The organism is Campylobacter sp. BCW_6873 (assembly GCF_001762365.1).
GTDB lineage: Bacteria > Campylobacterota > Campylobacteria > Campylobacterales > Campylobacteraceae > Campylobacter_D > Campylobacter_D jejuni.
In genome coordinates this window covers 89,305-108,943 of sequence record NZ_MJWS01000079.1, presented here as the reverse complement: position 1 = coordinate 108,943, position 19,639 = coordinate 89,305, and the positions used below count along the sequence as shown (strand labels likewise).

At 30.6% G+C, this 19,639-nt stretch carries 21 protein-coding genes; 11 read left to right on the top strand and 10 right to left on the bottom strand.

Annotation, left to right across the window (positions count from 1 at the left end; all coding sequences use genetic code 11):
* The first annotated feature begins 67 nt into the window (after nt 1–67).
* The 11 genes from rplM (at nt 68) to AJ932_RS07620 (ending at nt 11,907) form a co-directional block, all read left to right on the top strand.
* Nucleotides 68–493 (top strand): 50S ribosomal protein L13, encoded by a 426-nt coding sequence (gene rplM / locus AJ932_RS07670; protein ID WP_002779321.1) that lies wholly within the window; start codon nt 68–70, stop codon nt 491–493.
* A gap of 2 nt (nt 494–495) precedes the next feature.
* Nucleotides 496–885: a 30S ribosomal protein S9 gene (gene rpsI, locus AJ932_RS07665; RefSeq protein ID WP_002851459.1), complete on the top strand. Its 390-nt coding sequence runs from the start codon at nt 496–498 to the stop codon at nt 883–885.
* Between the two features lie 124 nt (nt 886–1,009).
* Entirely contained in the window at nt 1,010–1,969 is a 960-nt protein-coding gene (cadF, locus tag AJ932_RS07660; RefSeq protein ID WP_002862134.1) for a fibronectin-binding outer membrane protein CadF, read from the top strand.
* Nucleotides 1,969–2,610, top strand: a complete 642-nt coding sequence (locus tag AJ932_RS07655) for an HAD family hydrolase (RefSeq protein ID WP_070278692.1) — start codon at nt 1,969–1,971, stop codon at nt 2,608–2,610. Before cadF ends, AJ932_RS07655 begins: the two co-directional genes overlap by 1 nt.
* A 92-nt stretch (nt 2,611–2,702) precedes the next feature.
* The gene (nifJ, locus tag AJ932_RS07650) at nt 2,703–6,263 is read left to right on the top strand and encodes a pyruvate:ferredoxin (flavodoxin) oxidoreductase (RefSeq protein ID WP_070278690.1); all 3,561 of its coding nucleotides are present in this window, start codon (nt 2,703–2,705) and stop codon (nt 6,261–6,263) included.
* A 23-nt stretch (nt 6,264–6,286) separates the two neighbouring features.
* The gene (locus tag AJ932_RS07645; RefSeq protein ID WP_002855438.1) at nt 6,287–6,598 is read left to right on the top strand and encodes a hypothetical protein; all 312 of its coding nucleotides are present in this window, start codon (nt 6,287–6,289) and stop codon (nt 6,596–6,598) included.
* The gene (mshL, locus tag AJ932_RS07640) at nt 6,576–7,988 is read left to right on the top strand and encodes a pilus (MSHA type) biogenesis protein MshL (protein ID WP_070278688.1); all 1,413 of its coding nucleotides are present in this window, start codon (nt 6,576–6,578) and stop codon (nt 7,986–7,988) included. The genes AJ932_RS07645 and mshL overlap by 23 nt, the downstream gene beginning before the upstream one ends.
* Nucleotides 7,981–8,589, top strand: a complete 609-nt coding sequence (locus AJ932_RS07635) for an ATP-binding protein (protein WP_002921280.1) — start codon at nt 7,981–7,983, stop codon at nt 8,587–8,589. The genes mshL and AJ932_RS07635 overlap by 8 nt, the downstream gene beginning before the upstream one ends.
* A gap of 3 nt (nt 8,590–8,592) precedes the next feature.
* Nucleotides 8,593–9,180, top strand: coding sequence for a hypothetical protein (locus AJ932_RS07630; protein WP_002921278.1), 588 nt, complete (start codon nt 8,593–8,595; stop codon nt 9,178–9,180).
* On the top strand, nt 9,170–10,729 hold the full coding sequence (locus AJ932_RS07625; RefSeq protein ID WP_002862127.1) for a GspE/PulE family protein: 1,560 nt from the start codon (nt 9,170–9,172) through the stop codon (nt 10,727–10,729). The genes AJ932_RS07630 and AJ932_RS07625 overlap by 11 nt, the downstream gene beginning before the upstream one ends.
* On the top strand, nt 10,726–11,907 hold the full coding sequence (locus AJ932_RS07620) for a type II secretion system F family protein (protein ID WP_002921263.1): 1,182 nt from the start codon (nt 10,726–10,728) through the stop codon (nt 11,905–11,907). The genes AJ932_RS07625 and AJ932_RS07620 overlap by 4 nt, the downstream gene beginning before the upstream one ends.
* Here AJ932_RS07620 and AJ932_RS07615 read toward each other — a convergent pair.
* The 10 genes from AJ932_RS07615 to AJ932_RS07570 all read right to left on the bottom strand — a co-directional run bounded on the left by AJ932_RS07615 (nt 11,900) and on the right by AJ932_RS07570 (nt 19,594).
* Nucleotides 11,900–12,664, bottom strand: coding sequence for a TSUP family transporter (locus AJ932_RS07615; RefSeq protein ID WP_070278686.1), 765 nt, complete (start codon nt 12,662–12,664; stop codon nt 11,900–11,902). The two genes, AJ932_RS07620 and AJ932_RS07615, sit on opposite strands and share 8 nt — an antisense overlap.
* Nucleotides 12,665–12,667: 3 nt before the next feature.
* Complete coding sequence (locus tag AJ932_RS07610; protein WP_002921261.1) at nt 12,668–13,432, bottom strand: TIGR02757 family protein; 765 nt, start codon at nt 13,430–13,432, stop codon at nt 12,668–12,670.
* A gap of 16 nt (nt 13,433–13,448) precedes the next feature.
* Nucleotides 13,449–15,275, bottom strand: coding sequence for a flagellar hook-associated protein FlgK (flgK, locus tag AJ932_RS07605; protein WP_002921259.1), 1,827 nt, complete (start codon nt 15,273–15,275; stop codon nt 13,449–13,451).
* 9 nt (nt 15,276–15,284) lie between these two features.
* The gene (locus AJ932_RS07600; RefSeq protein ID WP_002856482.1) at nt 15,285–15,719 is read right to left on the bottom strand and encodes a flagellar protein FlgN; all 435 of its coding nucleotides are present in this window, start codon (nt 15,717–15,719) and stop codon (nt 15,285–15,287) included.
* A gap of 39 nt (nt 15,720–15,758) precedes the next feature.
* Nucleotides 15,759–15,956 carry a flagellar biosynthesis anti-sigma factor FlgM gene (gene flgM, locus AJ932_RS07595; protein WP_002792053.1) on the bottom strand — a complete coding sequence of 66 codons (198 nt, stop codon included), beginning with the start codon at nt 15,954–15,956 and terminating at the stop codon, nt 15,759–15,761.
* Between the two features lie 62 nt (nt 15,957–16,018).
* Complete coding sequence (locus AJ932_RS07590; protein ID WP_002862122.1) at nt 16,019–16,360, bottom strand: hypothetical protein; 342 nt, start codon at nt 16,358–16,360, stop codon at nt 16,019–16,021.
* A complete protein-coding gene (locus AJ932_RS07585; protein WP_070278683.1) occupies nt 16,360–17,406 on the bottom strand; it encodes a flagellar basal body P-ring protein FlgI in 1,047 nt (348 codons plus the stop codon). Before AJ932_RS07585 ends, AJ932_RS07590 begins: the two co-directional genes overlap by 1 nt.
* A 58-nt stretch (nt 17,407–17,464) precedes the next feature.
* Nucleotides 17,465–18,148: a 16S rRNA (guanine(966)-N(2))-methyltransferase RsmD gene (gene rsmD, locus AJ932_RS07580; RefSeq protein ID WP_002932292.1), complete on the bottom strand. Its 684-nt coding sequence runs from the start codon at nt 18,146–18,148 to the stop codon at nt 17,465–17,467.
* Nucleotides 18,141–18,524, bottom strand: coding sequence for an ornithine carbamoyltransferase (locus AJ932_RS07575; protein WP_070278682.1), 384 nt, complete (start codon nt 18,522–18,524; stop codon nt 18,141–18,143). The genes rsmD and AJ932_RS07575 overlap by 8 nt, the downstream gene beginning before the upstream one ends.
* Nucleotides 18,521–19,594: a DUF5644 domain-containing protein gene (locus tag AJ932_RS07570; RefSeq protein WP_070278680.1), complete on the bottom strand. Its 1,074-nt coding sequence runs from the start codon at nt 19,592–19,594 to the stop codon at nt 18,521–18,523. The genes AJ932_RS07575 and AJ932_RS07570 overlap by 4 nt, the downstream gene beginning before the upstream one ends.
* Nucleotides 19,595–19,639: the final 45 nt, after the last annotated feature.

The window sequence follows — 19,639 nt, the reverse complement described above, 5'->3', positions numbered from 1 at the left end:
AATTAAGTAAAAATTAATATTATTTTTTATACAATCACATTTTAAATTTTTGGCAAAGGTAAAAATTATGACAAAGATAACAAAGCCAAACGAAGTAAAACGAGAATGGATTGTTTTAGACGCAGAAGGCAAACGCTTTGGCCGTCTTTTAACTGAAGTAGCAACAATTTTGAGAGGCAAAAACAAGCCTTGCTTTACTCCAAATGTTGATTGTGGTGATTATGTAATTATCATCAATGCTTCAAAAGCTGTATTTACAGGTGCTAATAAAGCAGAAGATAAGCTTTATCATAGACATTCAGGATATTTTGGAAGTGTAAAAAGCGAAAAATTTGGTGATTTACTTGAAAAAAATCCTGCAAAATTATATAAATTAGCAGTTAGAGGTATGCTTCCTAAAACAAATTTGGGCAGAGCTATGCTTAAAAAATTAAAAATCTATGCGGGTAGTGAGCACCCACACACTGCGCAAATTGCTAAAGAAGGAAAATAATCATGGCAACAACATACGCAACAGGTAAGAGAAAAACTGCTATCGCAAAGGTATGGGTAAAACCAGGTAGTGGTAAAATTAGTGTTAATGGTGTTGATTTAAACACTTGGCTTGGTGGACACGAGGCGATTAAGCTTAAAGTGGTTCAACCTTTACTTGTGACTAAACAAGAAACTTCAATGGATATTAAAGCAACTACTTTAGGCGGGGGCTATAGTGCTCAAGCTGAAGCTTTAAGACATGGAATTTCAAGAGCTTTAGCAGCTATGGATGCTGATTTTAGAGCTTTATTAAAACCTAAAGGACTTCTTACTAGAGATAGTAGAACTGTTGAGCGTAAAAAATATGGACGCCGCAAAGCAAGAAGAAGCCCACAATTCTCTAAACGTTAATATTTTTGGTGGGATTTTCCCACCTTTCTACAATTTTTTATAAAACTCATCCTTTTTTCTATCATTTATGTTATAATTGCGAAATTTAAATTTTTATTTTATAACACAATGAAAGGTTTTTTCTATGAAAAAAATATTCTTATGTTTAGGTTTGGCAAGTGTTTTATTTGGTGCTGATAACAATGTAAAATTTGAAATCACTCCAACTTTAAACTATAATTACTTTGAGGGTAATTTAGATATGGATAATCGTTATGCACCAGGGATTAGACTTGGTTATCATTTTGACGATTTTTGGCTTGATCAATTAGAATTTGGGTTAGAGCATTATTCTGATGTTAAATATACAAATACAAATAAAACTACAGATATTACAAGAACTTATTTGAGTGCTATTAAAGGTATTGATGTAGGTGAGAAATTTTATTTCTATGGTTTAGCAGGTGGAGGATATGAGGATTTTTCAAATGCTGCTTATGATAATAAAAGCGGTGGATTTGGGCATTATGGCGCGGGTGTAAAATTCCGTCTTAGCGATTCTTTGGCTTTAAAACTTGAAACTAGAGATCAAATTAATTTTAATCATGCAAACCATAATTGGGTTTCAACTTTAGGTATTAGTTTTGGTTTTGGTGGCAAAAAGGAAAAAGCTGTAGAAGAAGTTGCTGATACTCGTCCAGCTCCACAAGCAAAATGTCCTGTAGAACCAAGAGAAGGTGCTTTGTTAGATGAAAATGGTTGCGAAAAAACTATTTCTTTGGAAGGTCATTTTGGTTTTGATAAAACTACTATAAATCCAACTTTTCAAGAAAAAATCAAAGAAATTGCAAAAGTTTTAGATGAAAATGAAAGATATGATACTATTCTTGAAGGACATACAGATAATATCGGTTCAAGGGCTTATAATCAAAAGCTTTCAGAAAGACGTGCTAAAAGTGTTGCTAATGAACTTGAAAAATATGGTGTAGAAAAAAGTCGCATAAAAACAGTAGGTTATGGTCAAGATAATCCTCGCTCAAGCAATGATACTAAAGAAGGTAGAGCGGATAATAGAAGAGTGGATGCTAAATTTATTTTAAGATAATGAATAAAACTATTTTATTTGATTTAGATGGCACTTTAATTGATTCTACTGATGCTATTTTAAATTCTTTCCAAGGAGCTTTTAAAGCCCTTGGGTTAACTTCTAAAAATAATGAAGAAATCAAAAATCTCATAGGTTATCCTTTAGAGCAAATGTTTAGAATGCTTTATCCAGATAAAGTAAATTTAAGTAAAGAATTTGTATTAGCTTATCGTGAAATTTATGCACAAATTTATTTAGAACAAACCACTCTTTTGCCTAAAGTAAAAGAAGCATTAGAACTTGGAAGCAAAATTGCAGATCTTGGCATAGTTACAACAAAAGGAGGTAAATTTACTCCGATTTTACTTGATTATTTGGGAGTTAAAAAATTCTTTAAAACTTTAATTAATCTTGAAGATGTCACGAATCCAAAGCCAAGTTCTGAACCTATAATTTTAGCTTTAAAAAGACTCAATAAAACTCAAGAAAATGCCTATATGATAGGCGATACAATACTAGATATTCAAGCTGCAATTTCTGCTAATATCACTCCTTTGGCCTTAACTTGTGGCTATGGCAATGAAAATGAATTAAAAGCTCATTCTATGGTATTTTTAAATGCATATGAGGCTGTTAATTATATAGCTAGATTAAACTAATTTCAAGTTTTCGTTAAACGCCTTTTAAGAGAATTTATAGTAAATTGATAGCTAAAAAATTATAAAAATTATCAATATAAAGGAAGGTCTCAATGGGTAAAATTATGAAAACTATGGACGGAAATGAGGCTGCTGCATACGCTGCGTATGCTTTTACTGAAGTTGCTGGAATTTATCCTATTACACCTAGTTCTCCTATGGCTGATTACACCGATATGTGGGCAGCTGCAGGTAAAAAAAATCTTTTTGGAGTTCCTGTAAAAATCGTAGAAATGCAAAGTGAAGCAGGTGCTGCAGGTAGTGTGCATGGATCTTTACAGGCTGGGGCTTTGACTACAACTTATACAGCTTCTCAAGGATTACTCCTTAAAATTCCAAATATGTATAAAATAGCAGGTCAATTACTCCCCTGTGTAATCCATGTAGCAGCGCGTTCTTTGGCTGCTCAAGCTTTGTCTATCTTTGGTGATCATCAAGATATTTATGCGGCAAGACAAATTGGTTTTGCTATGCTTTGTTCGCATTCCGTGCAAGAAACCATGGACTTAGCTGGTATAGCACATTTAGCTGCAATTAAGGGAAGAGTGCCATTTTTGCATTTTTTTGATGGTTTTAGAACAAGCCATGAAATTCAAAAAGTTGAAGTAATGGATTATGCACATTTTGATAGATTATTAGATAGAGAAGCTTTGCTTGAATTTAGAAATAATGCTTTAAATCCAGAAAATCCAAAAACACGCGGAACAGCACAAAATGATGATATTTATTTTCAAACTAGAGAAGTAAGTAACCGTTTTTATGATGCTTTGCCTGATGTTGTTAATGAATATATGCAAGAAATTTCAAAAATCACAGGTAGAGAATACAAACCATTTACTTATTATGGACATAAAGAGCCAGAGCGTGTGATTGTTGCTATGGGTTCTGTGACTCAAGCACTTGAAGAAGTGGTAGACTATCTTAATGCTAAGGGTGAAAAGGTAGGGATTTTAAAAGTTTATCTTTATCGCCCATTTAGCTTAAAATATTTCTTTGATGTTATGCCAAAATCAGTGAAAAAAATCGCAGTTTTAGATAGAACCAAAGAACCAGGAAGTCTTGGGGAGCCACTTTATCTTGATGTAAAATCAGCTTTCTATGGAAGAGAAAATGCTCCTGTTATAGTGGGTGGAAGATACGGACTTTCTTCAAAGGATGTTGATCCTGCTCAAATGATAGCAGTATTTGAAAATCTTAAACTTGATAATCCAAAAGATGGCTTTACTGTAGGTATAGTTGATGATGTAACTCATACTTCACTGAGTACTGGAGAGAAAATTTCACTTGGAGATGAAAGTACGATCGAATGTTTATTTTACGGACTTGGTGCTGATGGAACTGTGGGCGCAAATAAAAACTCGATTAAAATCATCGGGGATAAAACGGATTTTTACGCTCAAGCTTATTTTGCTTATGATTCTAAAAAATCAGGGGGTTATACAAGAAGCCATTTAAGATTTTCTAAAAAACCTATCCGTTCAACTTATCTTGTTTCAACTCCGCATTTTATCGCTTGTTCGGTAGCGGCTTATTTGGAAATTTATGATGTTTTAGCAGGAATTCGCAAAGGAGGAACTTTCCTTTTAAATAGTATTTGGAATGCTGAAGAAACCATAAGACAACTTCCAGATGCAGTAAAGAAAACTTTAGCTGAAAAAGAAGTAAATTTTTATATCATCAATGCAACCAAACTAGCTCGTGATATAGGTTTGGGAAATCGTACAAATACCATTATGCAATCAGCCTTTTTCAAACTTGCAAAAATCATTCCTTATGAAGACGCACAAAAATACATGAAAGAGCTTGCGTATAAATCTTATAGTAAAAAAGGCGATGCTATTGTAGAAATGAATTACAAGGCTATTGATGTGGGTGCTGATGGACTTGTAAAAGTTGAAGTGGATCCAAATTGGAAAAATTTAGAGCTTAAAGAAAAAGAACAAACTAATGCCTATAAAGGTACTGAATTTGTTGAAAAAATCGTAAAACCTATGAATGCGGCTAAGGGTGATGATTTGCCTGTTTCAGCCTTTTTAGGTTATGAAGATGGAAGTTTTGAACACGGCACAACCGAATACGAAAAACGCGGTGTTGGGGTTATGGTACCAAGATGGATAGAGGCAAATTGTATTCAATGTAATCAATGTGCTTCAGTTTGTCCGCATGCTGTTATCAGGCCATTTTTGATTAATGATGAAGAAATGGCAAATGCACCTCGCGGTGTAAAAGATCATGCTTTAGAAGCTAAAGGAACCAAAGGAGAAAAATTAAGCTTTAAAATTCAAGTTTCTCCACTTGATTGTACAGGCTGTGAGCTTTGTGTTCATGAGTGTCCTACTAAAGAAAAATCTTTGGTTATGGTACCACTTCAAGAAGAGATGGATTTTGGTGAGCAAGAAAATGCGGATTATTTATTTAAAGAAATTACTTATAAAGATGATATTTTAAATAAAGAAACCACAAAAGGAGCGCAATTTGCCCAACCTTTATTTGAATTTCATGGGGCATGTCCTGGATGTGGGGAAACTCCTTATATTACTTTAATTACAAGATTGTTCGGTGAAAGAATGATTGTGGCTAATGCTACAGGTTGTAGTTCTATTTATGGGGGTTCAGCTCCATCAACTCCTTATAGAAAAAGTGTGAAAAATGGACACGGTCCTGCTTGGGGAAATTCACTTTTTGAAGACAATGCTGAGTTTGGTTTGGGTATGAAAATTGCAACTGAAAATACAAGACACCGCATTGAACATATCATGAATGAAAGTATGCAAGAAGTTCCAAATGCTTTATCAGCTCTTTTTAAAGATTGGATTGCAAATAAAGACAATGGTGCTATGTCTGTGGAAATTAAAGATAAAATGATCCCTATTTTAGATCAAAATAAAAATATCAAAGCTGTGCAAGATATATTAGAGCTTAAACAGTATTTAAGTAAAAAATCTCACTGGATTTTTGGTGGTGATGGTTGGGCTTATGATATAGGCTATGGCGGACTTGATCATGTTTTAGCAAGTGGAGAAAATGTAAATATTTTAGTGCTTGATACAGAAGTTTATTCTAATACAGGCGGTCAAAGTTCAAAATCTTCTAGAACAGGAGCTGTAGCACAGTTTGCAGCAGCAGGTAAACCTATACAGAAAAAAGATCTAGGTCAAATTGCTATGACTTATGGTTATATTTTTGTAGCACAAGTAAATTCAATGGCAAATTATACTCATCTTATCAAAGCTATCACTGCAGCTGAGGCCTATGATGGACCATCTTTGGTGATTTGTTATTCTCCTTGTATAGCTCATGGTATTAAAGGTGGGCTGGGTTACTCAGGAGAGCAAGGTGAGCTTGCTACAAAATGTGGTTATTGGCCACTTTATACCTTTGATCCTCGTTTAGAAGAGCAAGGAAAAAATCCTTTAACTCTAACAGGAAAAGAGCCTGATTGGGATTTATATGAGCAATTTTTAATGAATGAAGTGCGTTATAATTCACTTAAAAAAGCAAATCCTGAACACGCTGCTGAGCTTTTTGAACGCAATAAAAAAGACGCTCAACGTCGCTATAGACAGCTTAAGCGTATCGCTATGGCTGATTATAGCAATGAGGTTGAAAGCTGATAAAATATATTTTTAGTGCTACATTGTGTTTTAGCACTTTGTTTGCACAAGATAATTTTGAAGAGTATTTTAAACTTATAGATAAAGAAAATCGCATAAATTTTAATACTCTTCAAAACCCATTTGTGAATCCTACTTTTGAAAAATTAAGACATATTAAAATTACTGCAATTATGCTTGATAAAGTAAAAATTTATGATCGATGGTATAAAAAAGGTGATATGATTGATGATGCTATAATATATGAAATAAATACTAAAGAGATTAAATTCCAATATGATAATTTAGAAATTGCAATCCAAATAAATAAAAATGATAAGATTAATATTAATTAACATTCTTTTTTGCCATTATCTTTATGCTTTAGATTGTCAAAAGCGTCTTTTTGATATCAGTATTAATGAAAAATTAAGCATACAAGAAAGTCTTGATGAGCTTGCAAAATATTGTTCTTTTAGTATTATTGTTAAAGATAAAATTGCCAAAGAAAAATTAGAAACATTGCAAAATTCTGTCAATATTCATCAAATGAGTTTAGACGAAATTTTTAATTTTTTTATCAAAGAGCATGATCTTAGCTATGATTTTGATGGTAAAATTTTAAGAATTTCAGGTATTAATACGAAGATTTTTAAGATAAGTTATATCACTTCTATCAGAGAAGGACAAAGCATAACTAAAGCGTCTGTAGACGCTAAACCAAGGCAAAGTGAATATAGCGGTAGTTTTGATGATGCAGAAGACAATATGATTAAAAGTATGGAAAAATTTGATTTTTGGCAAAATATAGAAAAAGAGATTGTTGTATTATTAAAAAATTCTCATGAAGATTATGAGGCTAAAACTCCCATCATAAATCCCAATGCAGGTCTTATTATAGTAACTGGAACAAATTCTCAGTTAAAAAGTGTGAAAAATTATTTGCAAAAACTAGAAAATCGTCTTAAAAAACAAGTTATTATCGATGTTAGCATACTTGCTGTGAGTTTAAATGAAAGCCATTCTAGTGGGATTAATTGGCAAAATTTTAATATAGGTTTAAATTCGCAAGTAAATAATGAAAATTCTTTTATTCAGTTTCAAAATGGGCAAGGTTTTGTTAAGAATTTGGGTTTAAGGGCGAATTTAAATTTTGATTCTATTATTAACTTTCTTTCTCAAAATGGAAAAACTAGCGTGCTTTCTAATCCAAAGCTTATGGCTTTAAACAACCAACAAGCCATTATTTCTGTAGGCGATACTATAAATTATCAAGTCAAAGAAAGTTCTAAAGGTACTGAAAATGGGACTACTGTTAGTGAAAGTTATAATAATTATTCTATTTTTATAGGCATTTTACTCAATATCTTGCCTGAAATTTCTGATGATGGAAAAATAATGCTTAGAATTAATCCAAGCTTAAGTGATTTTAAGTATCCAGAAGATAATAAACGACAAAAAGAACCAAGAACTATTGCTCCTGATACCATACAAAAAAAGCTTTCTAGTGTTGTGCAAGTAGAGAATAATCAAACTTTAATTTTAGGTGGATTGATTTCTCACGATAAATCTAATGAGAAAAATTCTATCAATTTTCTATCAAAAATTCCAATTCTAGGTTCTTTGTTTAAAGGAGAAGTTTTAAATTCTAAAGCAACCGAAATTGTTTTTATTATCACTCCAAGTATAGTAGATAGTGTAAACGCTCCAAGTCTTAAAGATCTAGGATTTAAGCATTATGAGTAAAATTATTCCATTTAGAGAAGAAATTTTTCATCAAATCAATCAAATTTTAGAAAGCCAAAAAGCTTTTATTTTTTTATGGGGAAAAAGTGGTAGCGGTAAAAGTGTATTGTTGCAAAGATTGGCAAAAAAATATAATGTTGATTTTATTAATGAAAATTTTAAAGATCAGAGTTTCTTAAAAGAAAAAATTGAGTTTTTGATTTCACAAGGTCAGAGTTTAATCATTCTTGATGAAGTAGGAATGTATGATTATGCAATGCTAGAAAGCATTAGGATTTATAGTGATTCTATAAGTTTTGTTTTAAGTTCTCATAAAAAGTTAAATATACTTAAAAAAGAGCATTTTAAAAGTCGTTTAAGTGCTTGTTTTGAATTGAAAAATATTAGTCTTTTAGAGCTTGATGATTATATTAAATTGAAATTCGGAATGAATTTTTCAAATAAATGTCTTAAGTTTTTACAAAAAATTTCTCAAGGAAATTTAAGATATATTGATAAAACTTTAAAAAGTTTTTATGAGATAAATAGTTTTTTTGATACAAACAAAAGTCAAGAGTATATTTTAAAGCTTAGTGCTTTAGAGAATGGCTTATTAAGGTAAGGTATGCAAGAAAGAATTAAAGAACTTGAGCTTAGGTATAAATATTTTTTACTTAAAAAATATTTAAAATATTTATTTTTAATTGTTTTAATCTTAGTGATAGCATTTTGTTTTTTTGTGCTAATGCAAAAATATAATAAGCAAAAAAATATTTATTTGCAAGCTATTGAACATAAAAAGCATTTAGAGCAAAAGATTCTTCAAGCGCAAATTTTACAAGAAAAAAATAAGATTTCTAGGGAAAAGTTATATAAAGAACTAGAAGAAGTTAAAGCGGTGCGGGAAAATACACACATTAGTAAGATAGAAATTGATTCTAAAATTTTAAATATTTCTGATTTAAAAAAATCTTTTTATCAAAATCCAAGCTATGAAAAGGCATTAAATTTAGCTAAGAAGTATTTTGATATTAAAGCTTATCAAAAGACAATATTTTGGGCTTTAAAAGCCAATGAACTTGACAAGCAAAAACAAGATTCTTGGCTGATTTTTGCTCAGGCTAAAAGAGCTTTAGGTGAAGAAAAAGAAGCTCAAAGTGCTTTAGATGCTTATATAAATTATTATGGTTTAATGGAATTAGATGGAAAGTAGAATGGATAAAATTTTTCAAGCTTATATTGATAATGAAATAAGTCTTGATGAAATTTGCACTAAATTTAATATCACTTCTTGGGATTTTTTTAAAAAATTAGCAAATTTTTGTAATTTACATTTTGTTGATTTAGATGAAGATAATGATTTTATTTATGAAGGTATACCTTTTTCTTTACTTTTAAAATTTAAATTTCTGCTTATTAAAAACAATGACGGCTTTATGATTATTAGATCTAAACCTTGTTCTTTAGAGCTTTTAGAGCAAGTTAAGACTTTTATGATTTGTGAAAAAATCGTCACTGCAATTGCCGATGAATTAAAGATAGCTAAAATTTTAAATCAAATTCGTATTCAAGAGGAGATTAAAAGATTAAGCATTAAGCTTAGACTTGAATGGCAAGAAAATCAAAAAAGAGATGATCAAAGTTGCATCAGTCAAATTTTTGATTTTTTATTACATGAAATTTTATCTTTTCATGCGAGTGATATTCATATAGAAGCAAGGAATGATGATGCTTTGATTAGGTTTAGGGTTGATGGAATTTTGCGTGAATTTGCTATTTTTGAGAAGGATGTTTATGAAGCTTTGGTTTTTCATGTCAAATTTTTAGCTTGTTTGAATTTAGCTGAATCAAGAAAAACACAAGATGGAAGTTTTGAATTAGATTTTGAAAATGAAAGATATGATTTTCGTGTTTCATGTTTGCCTTTGATTTATGGCGAAAGTGTTGTTATAAGAATTTTAAAACATGATAAAGAAATTTTGGATTTGTATAAACTAAATCTTGGAGATAAAAATTTAGAAATTTTAAAAAAGATTTTACATCGTCCCAATGGAATGATTTTATTAACCGGCCCTACTGGCAGTGGTAAAAGTACAACTTTATACGCGTGTTTAAATGAGTTGAAAAGTATTGAAAAAAAGATTATTTCAGCAGAAGATCCTATAGAATATAAAATTCCTTTAGTGCAGCAAATTTTGCTTAATTCAAAAGTTGGAGTCGAGTTTAATAGTATTTTAAGAGCAATTTTAAGGCAAGATCCTGATATTATCATGATAGGAGAAATTCGCGATGAAGAAAGTTTAGATATTGCACTTAAAGCTTCTTTAACAGGTCATTTGCTTTTAAGCACCTTGCATACTAATGATGCTCTTAGTACCATTGATAGGCTTTTGGATATGCAAGCAAAAAGTTACTTGATAGCATCGGCTTTGAGTCTTGTTATAGCACAGCGTTTGGTTAGAAAACTTTGTCCTTGGTGTAAGCAAAAAAGCAAAAAACATTATATTGAATTTGAAGGTGAATTTTTTGAACCAAAAGGATGTGAGCGTTGTCATCATAGTGGATTTTTTGGCAGAGAATTAATCGCTGAGTGCTTAGAGATCAATGAAGATTTAGCTTGTGCAATTAGGGAAAATCAAGATAAAACGATTTTAATGGAGCTTGCAAAAAAATATGGTTTTCAAACTATGTTTGAACAAGGTTTAAAAAAAGCCAAAGAAGGTCTTACAAGTATAGATGAGCTTTTAAGGGTTGTAAGATGAAATTTTATGAAGTAGAATTTCTTAAAAACAATCAAAATTATACAAAAACTATAAAAGCTGAAAATTTAAATACAGCACAAGCAAAAGCCTTATCAAAGAATTGGAAAATCATTAATATAAAAGAAATTCAAAAATCTAATTTTCAGAGATTAAAAGATGAAAATTTTATACTCTTTTTTAAAGAGCTGGCTTTGTTGTGTGAAGTTGGATTAAGTGTTCAAGAAGCGATTAGAGAATTATATCTTATGCATTCTTGCAAGATTATGAAAAAAATATTAGACAATTTAATTTTAGCTCAAAATCTAAATCAAGCTTTTGAAAATGCTAATTTTGGATTAAATCGTGCGGAGTTAGCCTTGATTAAAACGGCTGAAAAGACAGGAAAAATCAGCGAAGTGTTTAATCAAATTTCTAAACTTCGAGAAAAAAGCTTAGAGACTCAAAAACAATTAAAAAAGGCTTTTAGATATCCTACTTTGGTTTTTTTAAGTATTATCGGAGCATTTTTGTTTTTAATGCTTTTTGTAGTGCCTAATTTTAAAGATTTATTTGAAAATTTAGGCACGAGTTTGCCTTTTATCACGCATGTAATGTTAGAAATTTATAATTTTTTAGATGACTATGGAATTTTTTGCATATTTTTGTTTGTTATTTTTATTGTTATGCTTATTTTAGCTTATAAAAATTTTCATTCTTTTGCTTTTTCTTGCGATTTTTTATTTTTAAAAATACCTTTGATTTCTCGTTTGATTATTTATAATCAAAATTATTATTTTTTTATGGTTTTTTCTTTACTTTTAAAAAATGGAATTTCAATATCTAAAGCTTTTGATTTAGCTATTATAGGGCTTGAAAATAAATTTTTAATTTTTCAGTATAAAAAACTTTTTAGTTTTATAGATTCTGGTCTTGAGTTAAGTCAGGTTTTTAAAAAGATTGATATTTTTGATTCTTTGGTATTTTCTATGCTTAGTGTTGCGATGAAAAGTGGAAGACTTGAAGTATTAAGTGAAGAAATTGCCAAATATTATCAACAAAAAAGCGAAAATTTGATGGATAGATTTTTGGTTTTTTTAGAACCTATGATGACTTTATTTGTAGCGCTTTTAGTTTTGTTTTTGGCTTTAGGTATATTCTTACCTATGTGGGAGCTTAGCTCAGGGGTCAATTTTAACTAAAATAATCCCAAGCTACTTTAATGATAGTAGCTCCTACAACGATTAAAAATAAAGTTTTTATAAACTTTCCATTAGTTTTTAACACAAGTTTTGAGCCTAAATAAGCTCCTAAAACTTGTCCTACACCCATAAGCAAACCTACAACCCATAAAAGTTCGTACTGCCATAAAAATATAGCAAGAGCAATGATATTACTAGTGAAATTTAAAATTTTAGTATTAATGCTTGCTTTTCTCATATTAAAACCTAGTAGCATCACACAAGCAAAAATCCAAAATGAACCCGTTCCAGGCCCTAAAAATCCATCATAAAATCCTAAAGTTAAGCCACAAATTAAATGAAAAATTTTGATATTTTTTATTTTAGGTTCGCTTTCGTGTTTACCTAAGTTAGGACGCAAGGCTGTATATAAGAAAGTAAGAGTTAAAAAGATTAAGATAATAAGCTTTAATTGCTCATCTTTTACAAAAAGAACGCTATAACTTCCTATAGCTGCTCCTAAGGCTGTAAAAAAAACACCCCAAGCAAGATGAGGTAGAGTGGTGGATTTAAAATAAGTTAAAGTAGCCGTAAAAGAACCAAAGACGCTTTGGAGTTTGTTTGTTGCTAAAGATAAATGCGCAGGAATCCCACAGGCTATGAGCGCTGGTAGAGTAATAAGCCCTCCTCCACCTACAATAGAATCTATAAAACCAGCAAAAAGAGCTACAAAAAAAAGTATAAAATAATAAATTGTATCTAAGTGCTCAAAGCCCATTTTTCACTCCTTAAATTTGTCAATTTCCTTACTTTGCCCTAAACGATAGAGTGCAAAGTCATATTTTATGGGATCATTTGCATCTAATTTTTTTAAATTTTGCGTGAGTTCTAAAACACTTTTATAATCATATATTTTACGCTTTAGAAGTCCTAAAGTCAAGGAAATTTTATGTGTATGTGTATCAAGTGGAATTAAAAGATCTTTGGTGTGAATTTTGGTAAAAAGTCCAAGATCAAGTTCATCTTTTCTAACCATCCATCTTAGATACATATTATAGCGTTTAAGAGGTGAAGTAGGGGTGTTTTGCCAAATTTTTCCAAAGAAAAAATCATACCCATAACTTGAATATGAATTTATGGTTTTGATTTTTTGCATAAAAGCTAAGATGGCATCTGTGGTATTTTCTCTTTTTTGATAGGCTTGATAAAAAAGTTCGTAGAGTGAAATTTCATTTTTAAGTCTTGAAAGAGTGATAAAAATTTCTTGTATATCTTTCTCATTTTGGAAGCGGTATTTTAAATTTTTAAGTTCTTTTTTTATTTGTTTTTCTTGAAGGTTTAATAAAGAAAAATCAAGTTTTTTTAGAAAATTTACTATATTTTTAGCATTTCCATAGGCAAATAAAGCACAAATTAAGGCAGTAAATTCATCATTGTGAATTTTAGCAATTTGCAAAGGATCTGGAGTTTCAAAAAGGGAATGATTGGTGTTTTTTTGATTGGCTAAAAAATCAAGCTTGGCTTTAAGATGGATAAAATTTTTCACTTGATATTACTAGAGCTTAAGATTTAAGTCCTAGTAAGGTATCAAGCATTTGATCTACAGTTGAGACGATTTTTGCTGCAGCACCGTAACTTGATTGGTATTGTATAAGAGCGGCTAATTCTTCATTTGTATTTACACCACTTTTAGATTGGTACTCGCTATAAACAGAATTATAAAGAGTTTCATTGCTTGAATTTACAACATTGTTATTTTCACCATCTGAGGCTATTTTACCTGTAAGTTTGCGGTAATATTCTTCCATAGTAAGATTATCGATAGTACCATCTTCATTATAAAAATTAACTTTATCATATTGAAGTTGGATGATTTTATTTGCCATGTCATTGCCACTATCAACCCCATTTGAGCTTGCTCTTACTGTGCTTGGATCATTTAAGATAGAATCTTTTACTTTCATGTCGCTTGCATCGGTTCCGCTGAAAAAACCACCTATGCTAAACGCACCTGCGAAATTTGTGCCTTTATCTTCAATGGCTACCTTAAAGCCTGATTTTGCATTGATTTGGAATAAACCATCTCCAGTTTTTGCATCGTAGCTAAAACTTGCATTGATATGATCATCAACATCATTATTTGCATTGTGATCGTTATTATCATCTGTATTAGCATTGATTTGACGCATGATATCATTCATGGTTGTATTTACATCTATGGTGATGGTTTTGGTGAGTTTTTTATCCCCTTTATCATCATAAATGACTATATCGAAACTTCCTGGTTGTATGGTTCTGTCGTAATTAACTAAAGGAATATCTCCCTTAAGTCCAGATAGATAATCAGAAGTAACAGAACTTTTCGCAGAACTTGCATAAAGATTGTTAGTTTCATTGATCATGGTCTTAGCAAAAGTATCTAAAGAATCCATATAACCTTGGATAATTCCATCTTTATATTTTCCTTCGCTTTTGCTATAGTTTCTACCGCGTAAGTCAAGTTGAGCGCCAAGCTGTCCACCGCTAATCTTTGCAGTAAGATCTCGAACTTTTTCATCAGGAGTTTCATAATAAATACTATAAGATTTATTCTTATCATCATAATCAAGCTTTAAAGGATGAAAATTTATCCCATCTACTATACTAAAACCTTCTATGCTTAGATTGTATTGATGTCCTGGATCAGTGATGGTTGTATCAAGGCGATTGTCTTGATTGATTTCATTTTTGCTTGCAACTGCACTAACTAGCTTTGAAAGAGTAAGCTCAAGCTCATCTCTTCTATCCCTAAGCTCATTTGCGTGTTCTGTTGGTAAGGCTTCTTGTCCATAAATTTGTTTATTTATAGTAGCAATTTCTTCACCGATTCTATTAATCTCATCAACCGTATTTTTAATATCATCATTTACTTTTTTTTGGATTTTATCCAAGGTTGCAAAAGTGTTATTAACGCTTTCTGTTAAGGTTTGAGAAGCTTTTACAAGGGCTATTTTTGTGGCATTTTCATTAGGGTTAGATGCAAAATCATTCCAAGCTTTGTTATAATTTTCTAAATCTTTCAAAATTCCAGTATTTTGTAAGTCTGGAAAACGCTGAGCGATTTCTTGTAAGGTTGAAGCCATATATTTAGTGTATTCTAGTTGGTTTGATGCACCTTTTAATTTATAGTAAGAATACTCATCATGCAAACGCACTATACTTTCTATAGCAGTTCCTGTGCCTACTTGAACTCCACCTGTGGTAATATACCCATTTGTAGTTTGCACTACTCTTTGGCGTGTATAAAAAGTTGCATTAGCATTTGAGATATTATTTCCAGTTGTTGCGATTTGAACTTCGCTTGCCTTTAAGCCTGTAACACCTGTGTATAATGTTCCAAAAATACCCATTATAAATCCTTATACATTGATCTTGAAAATTGACTCTGGATTTGTCTTTTTATCTCCATAAGCATTATTTGTTCCATCATTGATATCAAACATTTTATTTACTAAGCTATCAAGAAAATCTTTGACAATAAGAACAAATTTAGCATACTCTTTGTTTTTACTATGAAGGTTTTGAAGATTTTTTTTAAGTAGATCTAGTTTTTGTTTATCTTCATCATCTAAGAGTTCACTAAGCCCTTTTGTAGAGCTATTATTTAGCTCAACCAAGGCAACATCAAGTTGTTTTTTGGCTGTAATAAATTCGGCGATAAGTTTGTTTTTTTCTTCTACACTTGGCGTTACACTCTCATGTTTAGCCACTTTGATATTTTCTATATCTTCTTCGGTTAAAGCAATAAGTTTTGCTAAGATAGCATTTACTTCATCAAGTCTTTGTTTAAGCATATTTTCTCCTTTTCTCTCTCAAAAAAGGAGAATGAAAATTTAGATTAAAGAGTCAGCAATCGCAGCAGCTGTAGCTTTTGTATCGATTTTATAAGTACCGTTTTTAATCTGCTCTGCGATTTTGCTCGCTTTATCATTTTCCGTTTTTTGAGTATCGTTTGTTTTTGTTTCTTTATCTATTCTATTTGTATTTAATGTGGTATTTGCCACATAACTTTGTTGTATAGGATTGATCATTTCTGCCTCCTTGATCTTAGTTATAATCCTCTACAAACCATATCGACCCAAATTTAAAAAACTTAACCCCTTTCTTTTAAAAAATCGTATAATAATTTTGAAAAACCCATACCTCCACTTAAAGCTTTACTCATGGTATCGTTATACATGGAAGAGTATATTTCATCACTGGCATCTTTTCCAAAGAGTGAATTTTGACTTTTTAAAGATACGTCTAAAACTTGCTTTAAAAAAAATGCCTCAAAAGCATCTGTTTGTTCTTTTAAGGCTTCATCTTCTTTGCTCTTTGTAACTATATCATTATCATTTATTTTGATGCTTGATTCTAAACTTCTTGCTTTAGCTGCACGATCAAGTAAAGCACTATTCATACTATAAGTATTTAAAAAATTATCGATTTTCATTAGATGATCTCCAAATCCGCGTTAATTGCACCTGCGCGCTTTAAATTTTCCATAATAGCGATAATGTCATTTGGGGTTGCTCCAAGTTTGTTAAGCATTCTAGCTATATTTGCAACTGTACTTTTTGCATTGTTGATTCTTAAGGTATTTGAACTTGGATCTACAAAACCACCATCTTTCATATCGATTTCATTTTGATTAGCTACTGCGTTATTGTTTGGATCTATTTTTATGGTGATATCTTTATGAGTGATTAAAACAGGTTCTACCTCTACATCAACTCCAGCAATCACTGTTCCTGTTCTTTCATCAATGATAACTTTGCTTTGTGGTTTATAAGCTATATCTTGTTCTAAAACTCTTGCCATAAAATCAACATTTGAAAGATCTTCAGGTTTTTTGAGTTTTACTGTGCGAGAGTCGATGGCTTTAGCCACTTCTTCGCCAAAAACGGTATTTAAAACTCTTTCTATATCATTTGCGGTTTTAAAGTCCGCTACTTTTAAGCTTAAGGTTAGATCATTATTTTGACTAAAATTTTGTGGAATTTCTCTTTCTACATTAGCTCCGCCCATTACGATTGCAGCAGTTGAGTGAGAACCTGCTCCTCCTGGTCTAGGTGTTAAACCTCCTGTTGAGATAGAGCCTTGTGCTATAGCATAAATTTCACCATCAATCCCACGAAGTGCAGTCAGTAAAAGTGTTCCGCCTTGTAAAGATTTTGCATCACCCATAGATGAAACGGTAATATCAAGTTTATCTCCGCTTTTTGCAAAGGCCGGAAGTTTGGCTGTAACCATAACAGCTGCGGTATTTTTTGATTTGATATCGTTAGGATCTACTTTGATATTCATACCTTGCAAAAGGTTTGAGATGGATTGTAGTGTAAATTTAGAGCTTGTTCCATCGCCGCTTCCATTAAGCCCTACAACAAGTCCATAACCTATAAGTTGGTTATCTCTTACACCTACAGTGTTTGCTACATCCTTGATTTGCACTGCAAAAATGCTTGTCATAAAGAGTAAAAATATCGTTAAAACTCTCATGGATTCTTCCTTTAATCTATTGTTGATGATAGATCAAGCAAGAAGTGTTCCAAGTAAGTTAAGAAGTGTAAAAGCTTAAGCTAGTTGATCCAAATTTCTTTTCTTTAATTTTTTGAAAATTTTGGATTTTTTCGGGAGTTTTTATGGTTGAGTGGTGTTCAAAAATGATTAAATTTAAAGTCTTTAAATCTAAATTTTCTAAAAAATGATAAATTTTTTCATAAATATCGCTAAAACCTTCTCTGATATCAAAAGGCGGGTCAAGATATAAGATGATTTCATTTTTTGAATTTTCTATGAGTTGGGGTAAAATTTCAAAAGTATTTGCGTGGATCACTTCTAAATTTGGATCTATGTTTTTAGCATTTTCTAAAGCAATTTTATAGGCTTTTACATCAAGTTCTATAGCATAAGCTTTTAAAGCATAATTGCTTAGTGCTTCGGCCGCCATCAAAGCACTTCCGCCAAAGGCTTCAATGAAAATTTTATCTCTTAAATCTTCCCTTATTACATTAAAAACACAACTTTTTACTATACTTTTAGTGCTTCTTGTTGTTGTAAGACTAGGTAAAAGTAGTTTTTTTCCTTTGTATTTACCACTTTCTATATTTGTATAAAGCTTTGTTTCTTTGATTTTTTTTATTTTTTCTTTAGGAGAAGTAATTTCTTGTTTTTGAAGAAATTTTTTTCTTTTTTCATTGTGATTAAAAAAGTCTTTAACGCTTATAAATTCATCATTCATCATTAAGTGCTTTTACGAGTTTGTTTTTAAGATCTTTTATGGCAAGATCGATTTTATTTTCATAATCTTTTTTAAATTCCAAAGCAATAGCTTCAATTTTTTCTTCAAGCAGTCTTTTTTGTTCAAGCGCAAGTTGCAAAGCTGCTGCTTTTAAGGCATTGTCAAATTCATTTAAAGACTCAAACAAGGCTTCTTTGCTAAATGGCACGCTTAAAAATGGAGAGTTCTTAGAGATGATAAATAAGGGTTTTGCGGTGTGAATTTTTTCATCACTAATGATAAAATCACAATCTTTTTTCATTACCAAATGATCTTTTAAAAAAAGTTCTAAAGTTTTTTCTATGATGAGATCTTTACATTCTAAAGAGATTTTCATATCAAATTAACCTTTAAAGTGTGATTTTTTAATGATGGAGCTTGTATGCCTTGGATAAGGGCTAAAAACTCAAAACGACTTAAAATATAAAAGTCTTCAAAATCTCTTTTGCTTGTTTGCATAAGTTTTTTAGCACAAGTATCAAAAAGATAAAAATCCTTTTCTTCTTTTACTACCATAAAATCAGCCCCGCTATCATAAGCGTCCAAAACAATATCTGCAGCCATTTTATAGCTTAGTGTAGGATTTAAATTCAGCAAAGTAAAGCCATTATTTTTTGTACTGTTTTCATAGGAAATAAATTTAGCCTCAAGTTTGGATTTTAAAGTATCGCAAGCATTAAAACCATAAAAAGCTATATTGAAATCTTTAAAATTATGTTTAATTTCCTTAAGTTCTTTGATCTCATTATCAAAAGCATTGGTTTTAGGTAAATCAAAGTGTAAAATATTTTTATCAAAAAATCCTAAATTTAAAATTTCATTTTGTAGGTTTTTAATCGTTGTTTCTAAAATTTCATTTTTGCTTTCAAGGTGATAAAAAATACCCTTTTCTTTATCTGCTAGAGTTTTTAAAATTTCTATCTTTTTTTCAGGATATTTTTCTATCATTTTTGAAGCCAAATAAAACACTCCATCGCCCATATATTCAGGAAGATAGTCTAAAATTTCACTTGCATAATATAAATAATCATATTTTGCATAAAGCTTTTTATCCTCTTCATCGCCAAATTTTTCAAGATATTTGTATTTGTCTAAAAAATCATTTTTATCAATGATAAGATCTTTAATAGCTCTTTTTGTACTTAAAGGCTCGATGCAAAGATTAAAATCAAATTCTTTTGCTATTTTTTCTAAAGGTGTAAAAAGTGGTATGATTTGCTTATTTACAACTATGTAAGTATCTTCATCTTTATCAAAATCAAAATAAATATCATCATCTTGAACTTGCAAAAGCAGATCATAAAAGCTTGCAAAATTTTCATAATTATCATAAATATAAGGTTTATAATAAGCCTCATAATCCTTGGTTTTATCAAATCTAAAAATTCTTAATTCTAATTTTTTCATGGTTTTTCCTTAAATATTTCTATATTATATAAAATTTTTCTAAAA

Excerpts from the sequence above, each read along its gene's own strand:
- AJ932_RS07585 (WP_070278683.1), bottom strand. The coding sequence starts at position 17,406 with ATGAGAGTTTTAACGATATTTTTACTCTTTATGACAAGCATTTTTGCA.
- rsmD (WP_002932292.1), bottom strand. The coding sequence starts at position 18,148 with ATGAATGATGAATTTATAAGCGTTAAAGACTTTTTTAATCACAATGAA.
- AJ932_RS07620 (WP_002921263.1), top strand. The coding sequence starts at position 10,726 with ATGAAATTTTATGAAGTAGAATTTCTTAAAAACAATCAAAATTATACA.
- cadF (WP_002862134.1), top strand. The coding sequence starts at position 1,010 with ATGAAAAAAATATTCTTATGTTTAGGTTTGGCAAGTGTTTTATTTGGT.
- AJ932_RS07630 (WP_002921278.1), top strand. The coding sequence starts at position 8,593 with ATGCAAGAAAGAATTAAAGAACTTGAGCTTAGGTATAAATATTTTTTA.
- AJ932_RS07600 (WP_002856482.1), bottom strand. The coding sequence starts at position 15,719 with ATGCTTAAACAAAGACTTGATGAAGTAAATGCTATCTTAGCAAAACTT.
- nifJ (WP_070278690.1), top strand. The coding sequence starts at position 2,703 with ATGGGTAAAATTATGAAAACTATGGACGGAAATGAGGCTGCTGCATAC.
- rpsI (WP_002851459.1), top strand. The coding sequence starts at position 496 with ATGGCAACAACATACGCAACAGGTAAGAGAAAAACTGCTATCGCAAAG.
- AJ932_RS07575 (WP_070278682.1), bottom strand. The coding sequence starts at position 18,524 with ATGAAAATCTCTTTAGAATGTAAAGATCTCATCATAGAAAAAACTTTA.
- flgK (WP_002921259.1), bottom strand. The coding sequence starts at position 15,275 with ATGGGTATTTTTGGAACATTATACACAGGTGTTACAGGCTTAAAGGCA.
- AJ932_RS07635 (WP_002921280.1), top strand. The coding sequence starts at position 7,981 with ATGAGTAAAATTATTCCATTTAGAGAAGAAATTTTTCATCAAATCAAT.
- rplM (WP_002779321.1), top strand. The coding sequence starts at position 68 with ATGACAAAGATAACAAAGCCAAACGAAGTAAAACGAGAATGGATTGTT.
- AJ932_RS07625 (WP_002862127.1), top strand. The coding sequence starts at position 9,170 with ATGGAAAGTAGAATGGATAAAATTTTTCAAGCTTATATTGATAATGAA.
- mshL (WP_070278688.1), top strand. The coding sequence starts at position 6,576 with ATGATAAGATTAATATTAATTAACATTCTTTTTTGCCATTATCTTTAT.
- AJ932_RS07590 (WP_002862122.1), bottom strand. The coding sequence starts at position 16,360 with ATGAAAATCGATAATTTTTTAAATACTTATAGTATGAATAGTGCTTTA.
- AJ932_RS07655 (WP_070278692.1), top strand. The coding sequence starts at position 1,969 with ATGAATAAAACTATTTTATTTGATTTAGATGGCACTTTAATTGATTCT.
- flgM (WP_002792053.1), bottom strand. The coding sequence starts at position 15,956 with ATGATCAATCCTATACAACAAAGTTATGTGGCAAATACCACATTAAAT.
- AJ932_RS07615 (WP_070278686.1), bottom strand. The coding sequence starts at position 12,664 with ATGGGCTTTGAGCACTTAGATACAATTTATTATTTTATACTTTTTTTT.
- AJ932_RS07570 (WP_070278680.1), bottom strand. The coding sequence starts at position 19,594 with ATGAAAAAATTAGAATTAAGAATTTTTAGATTTGATAAAACCAAGGAT.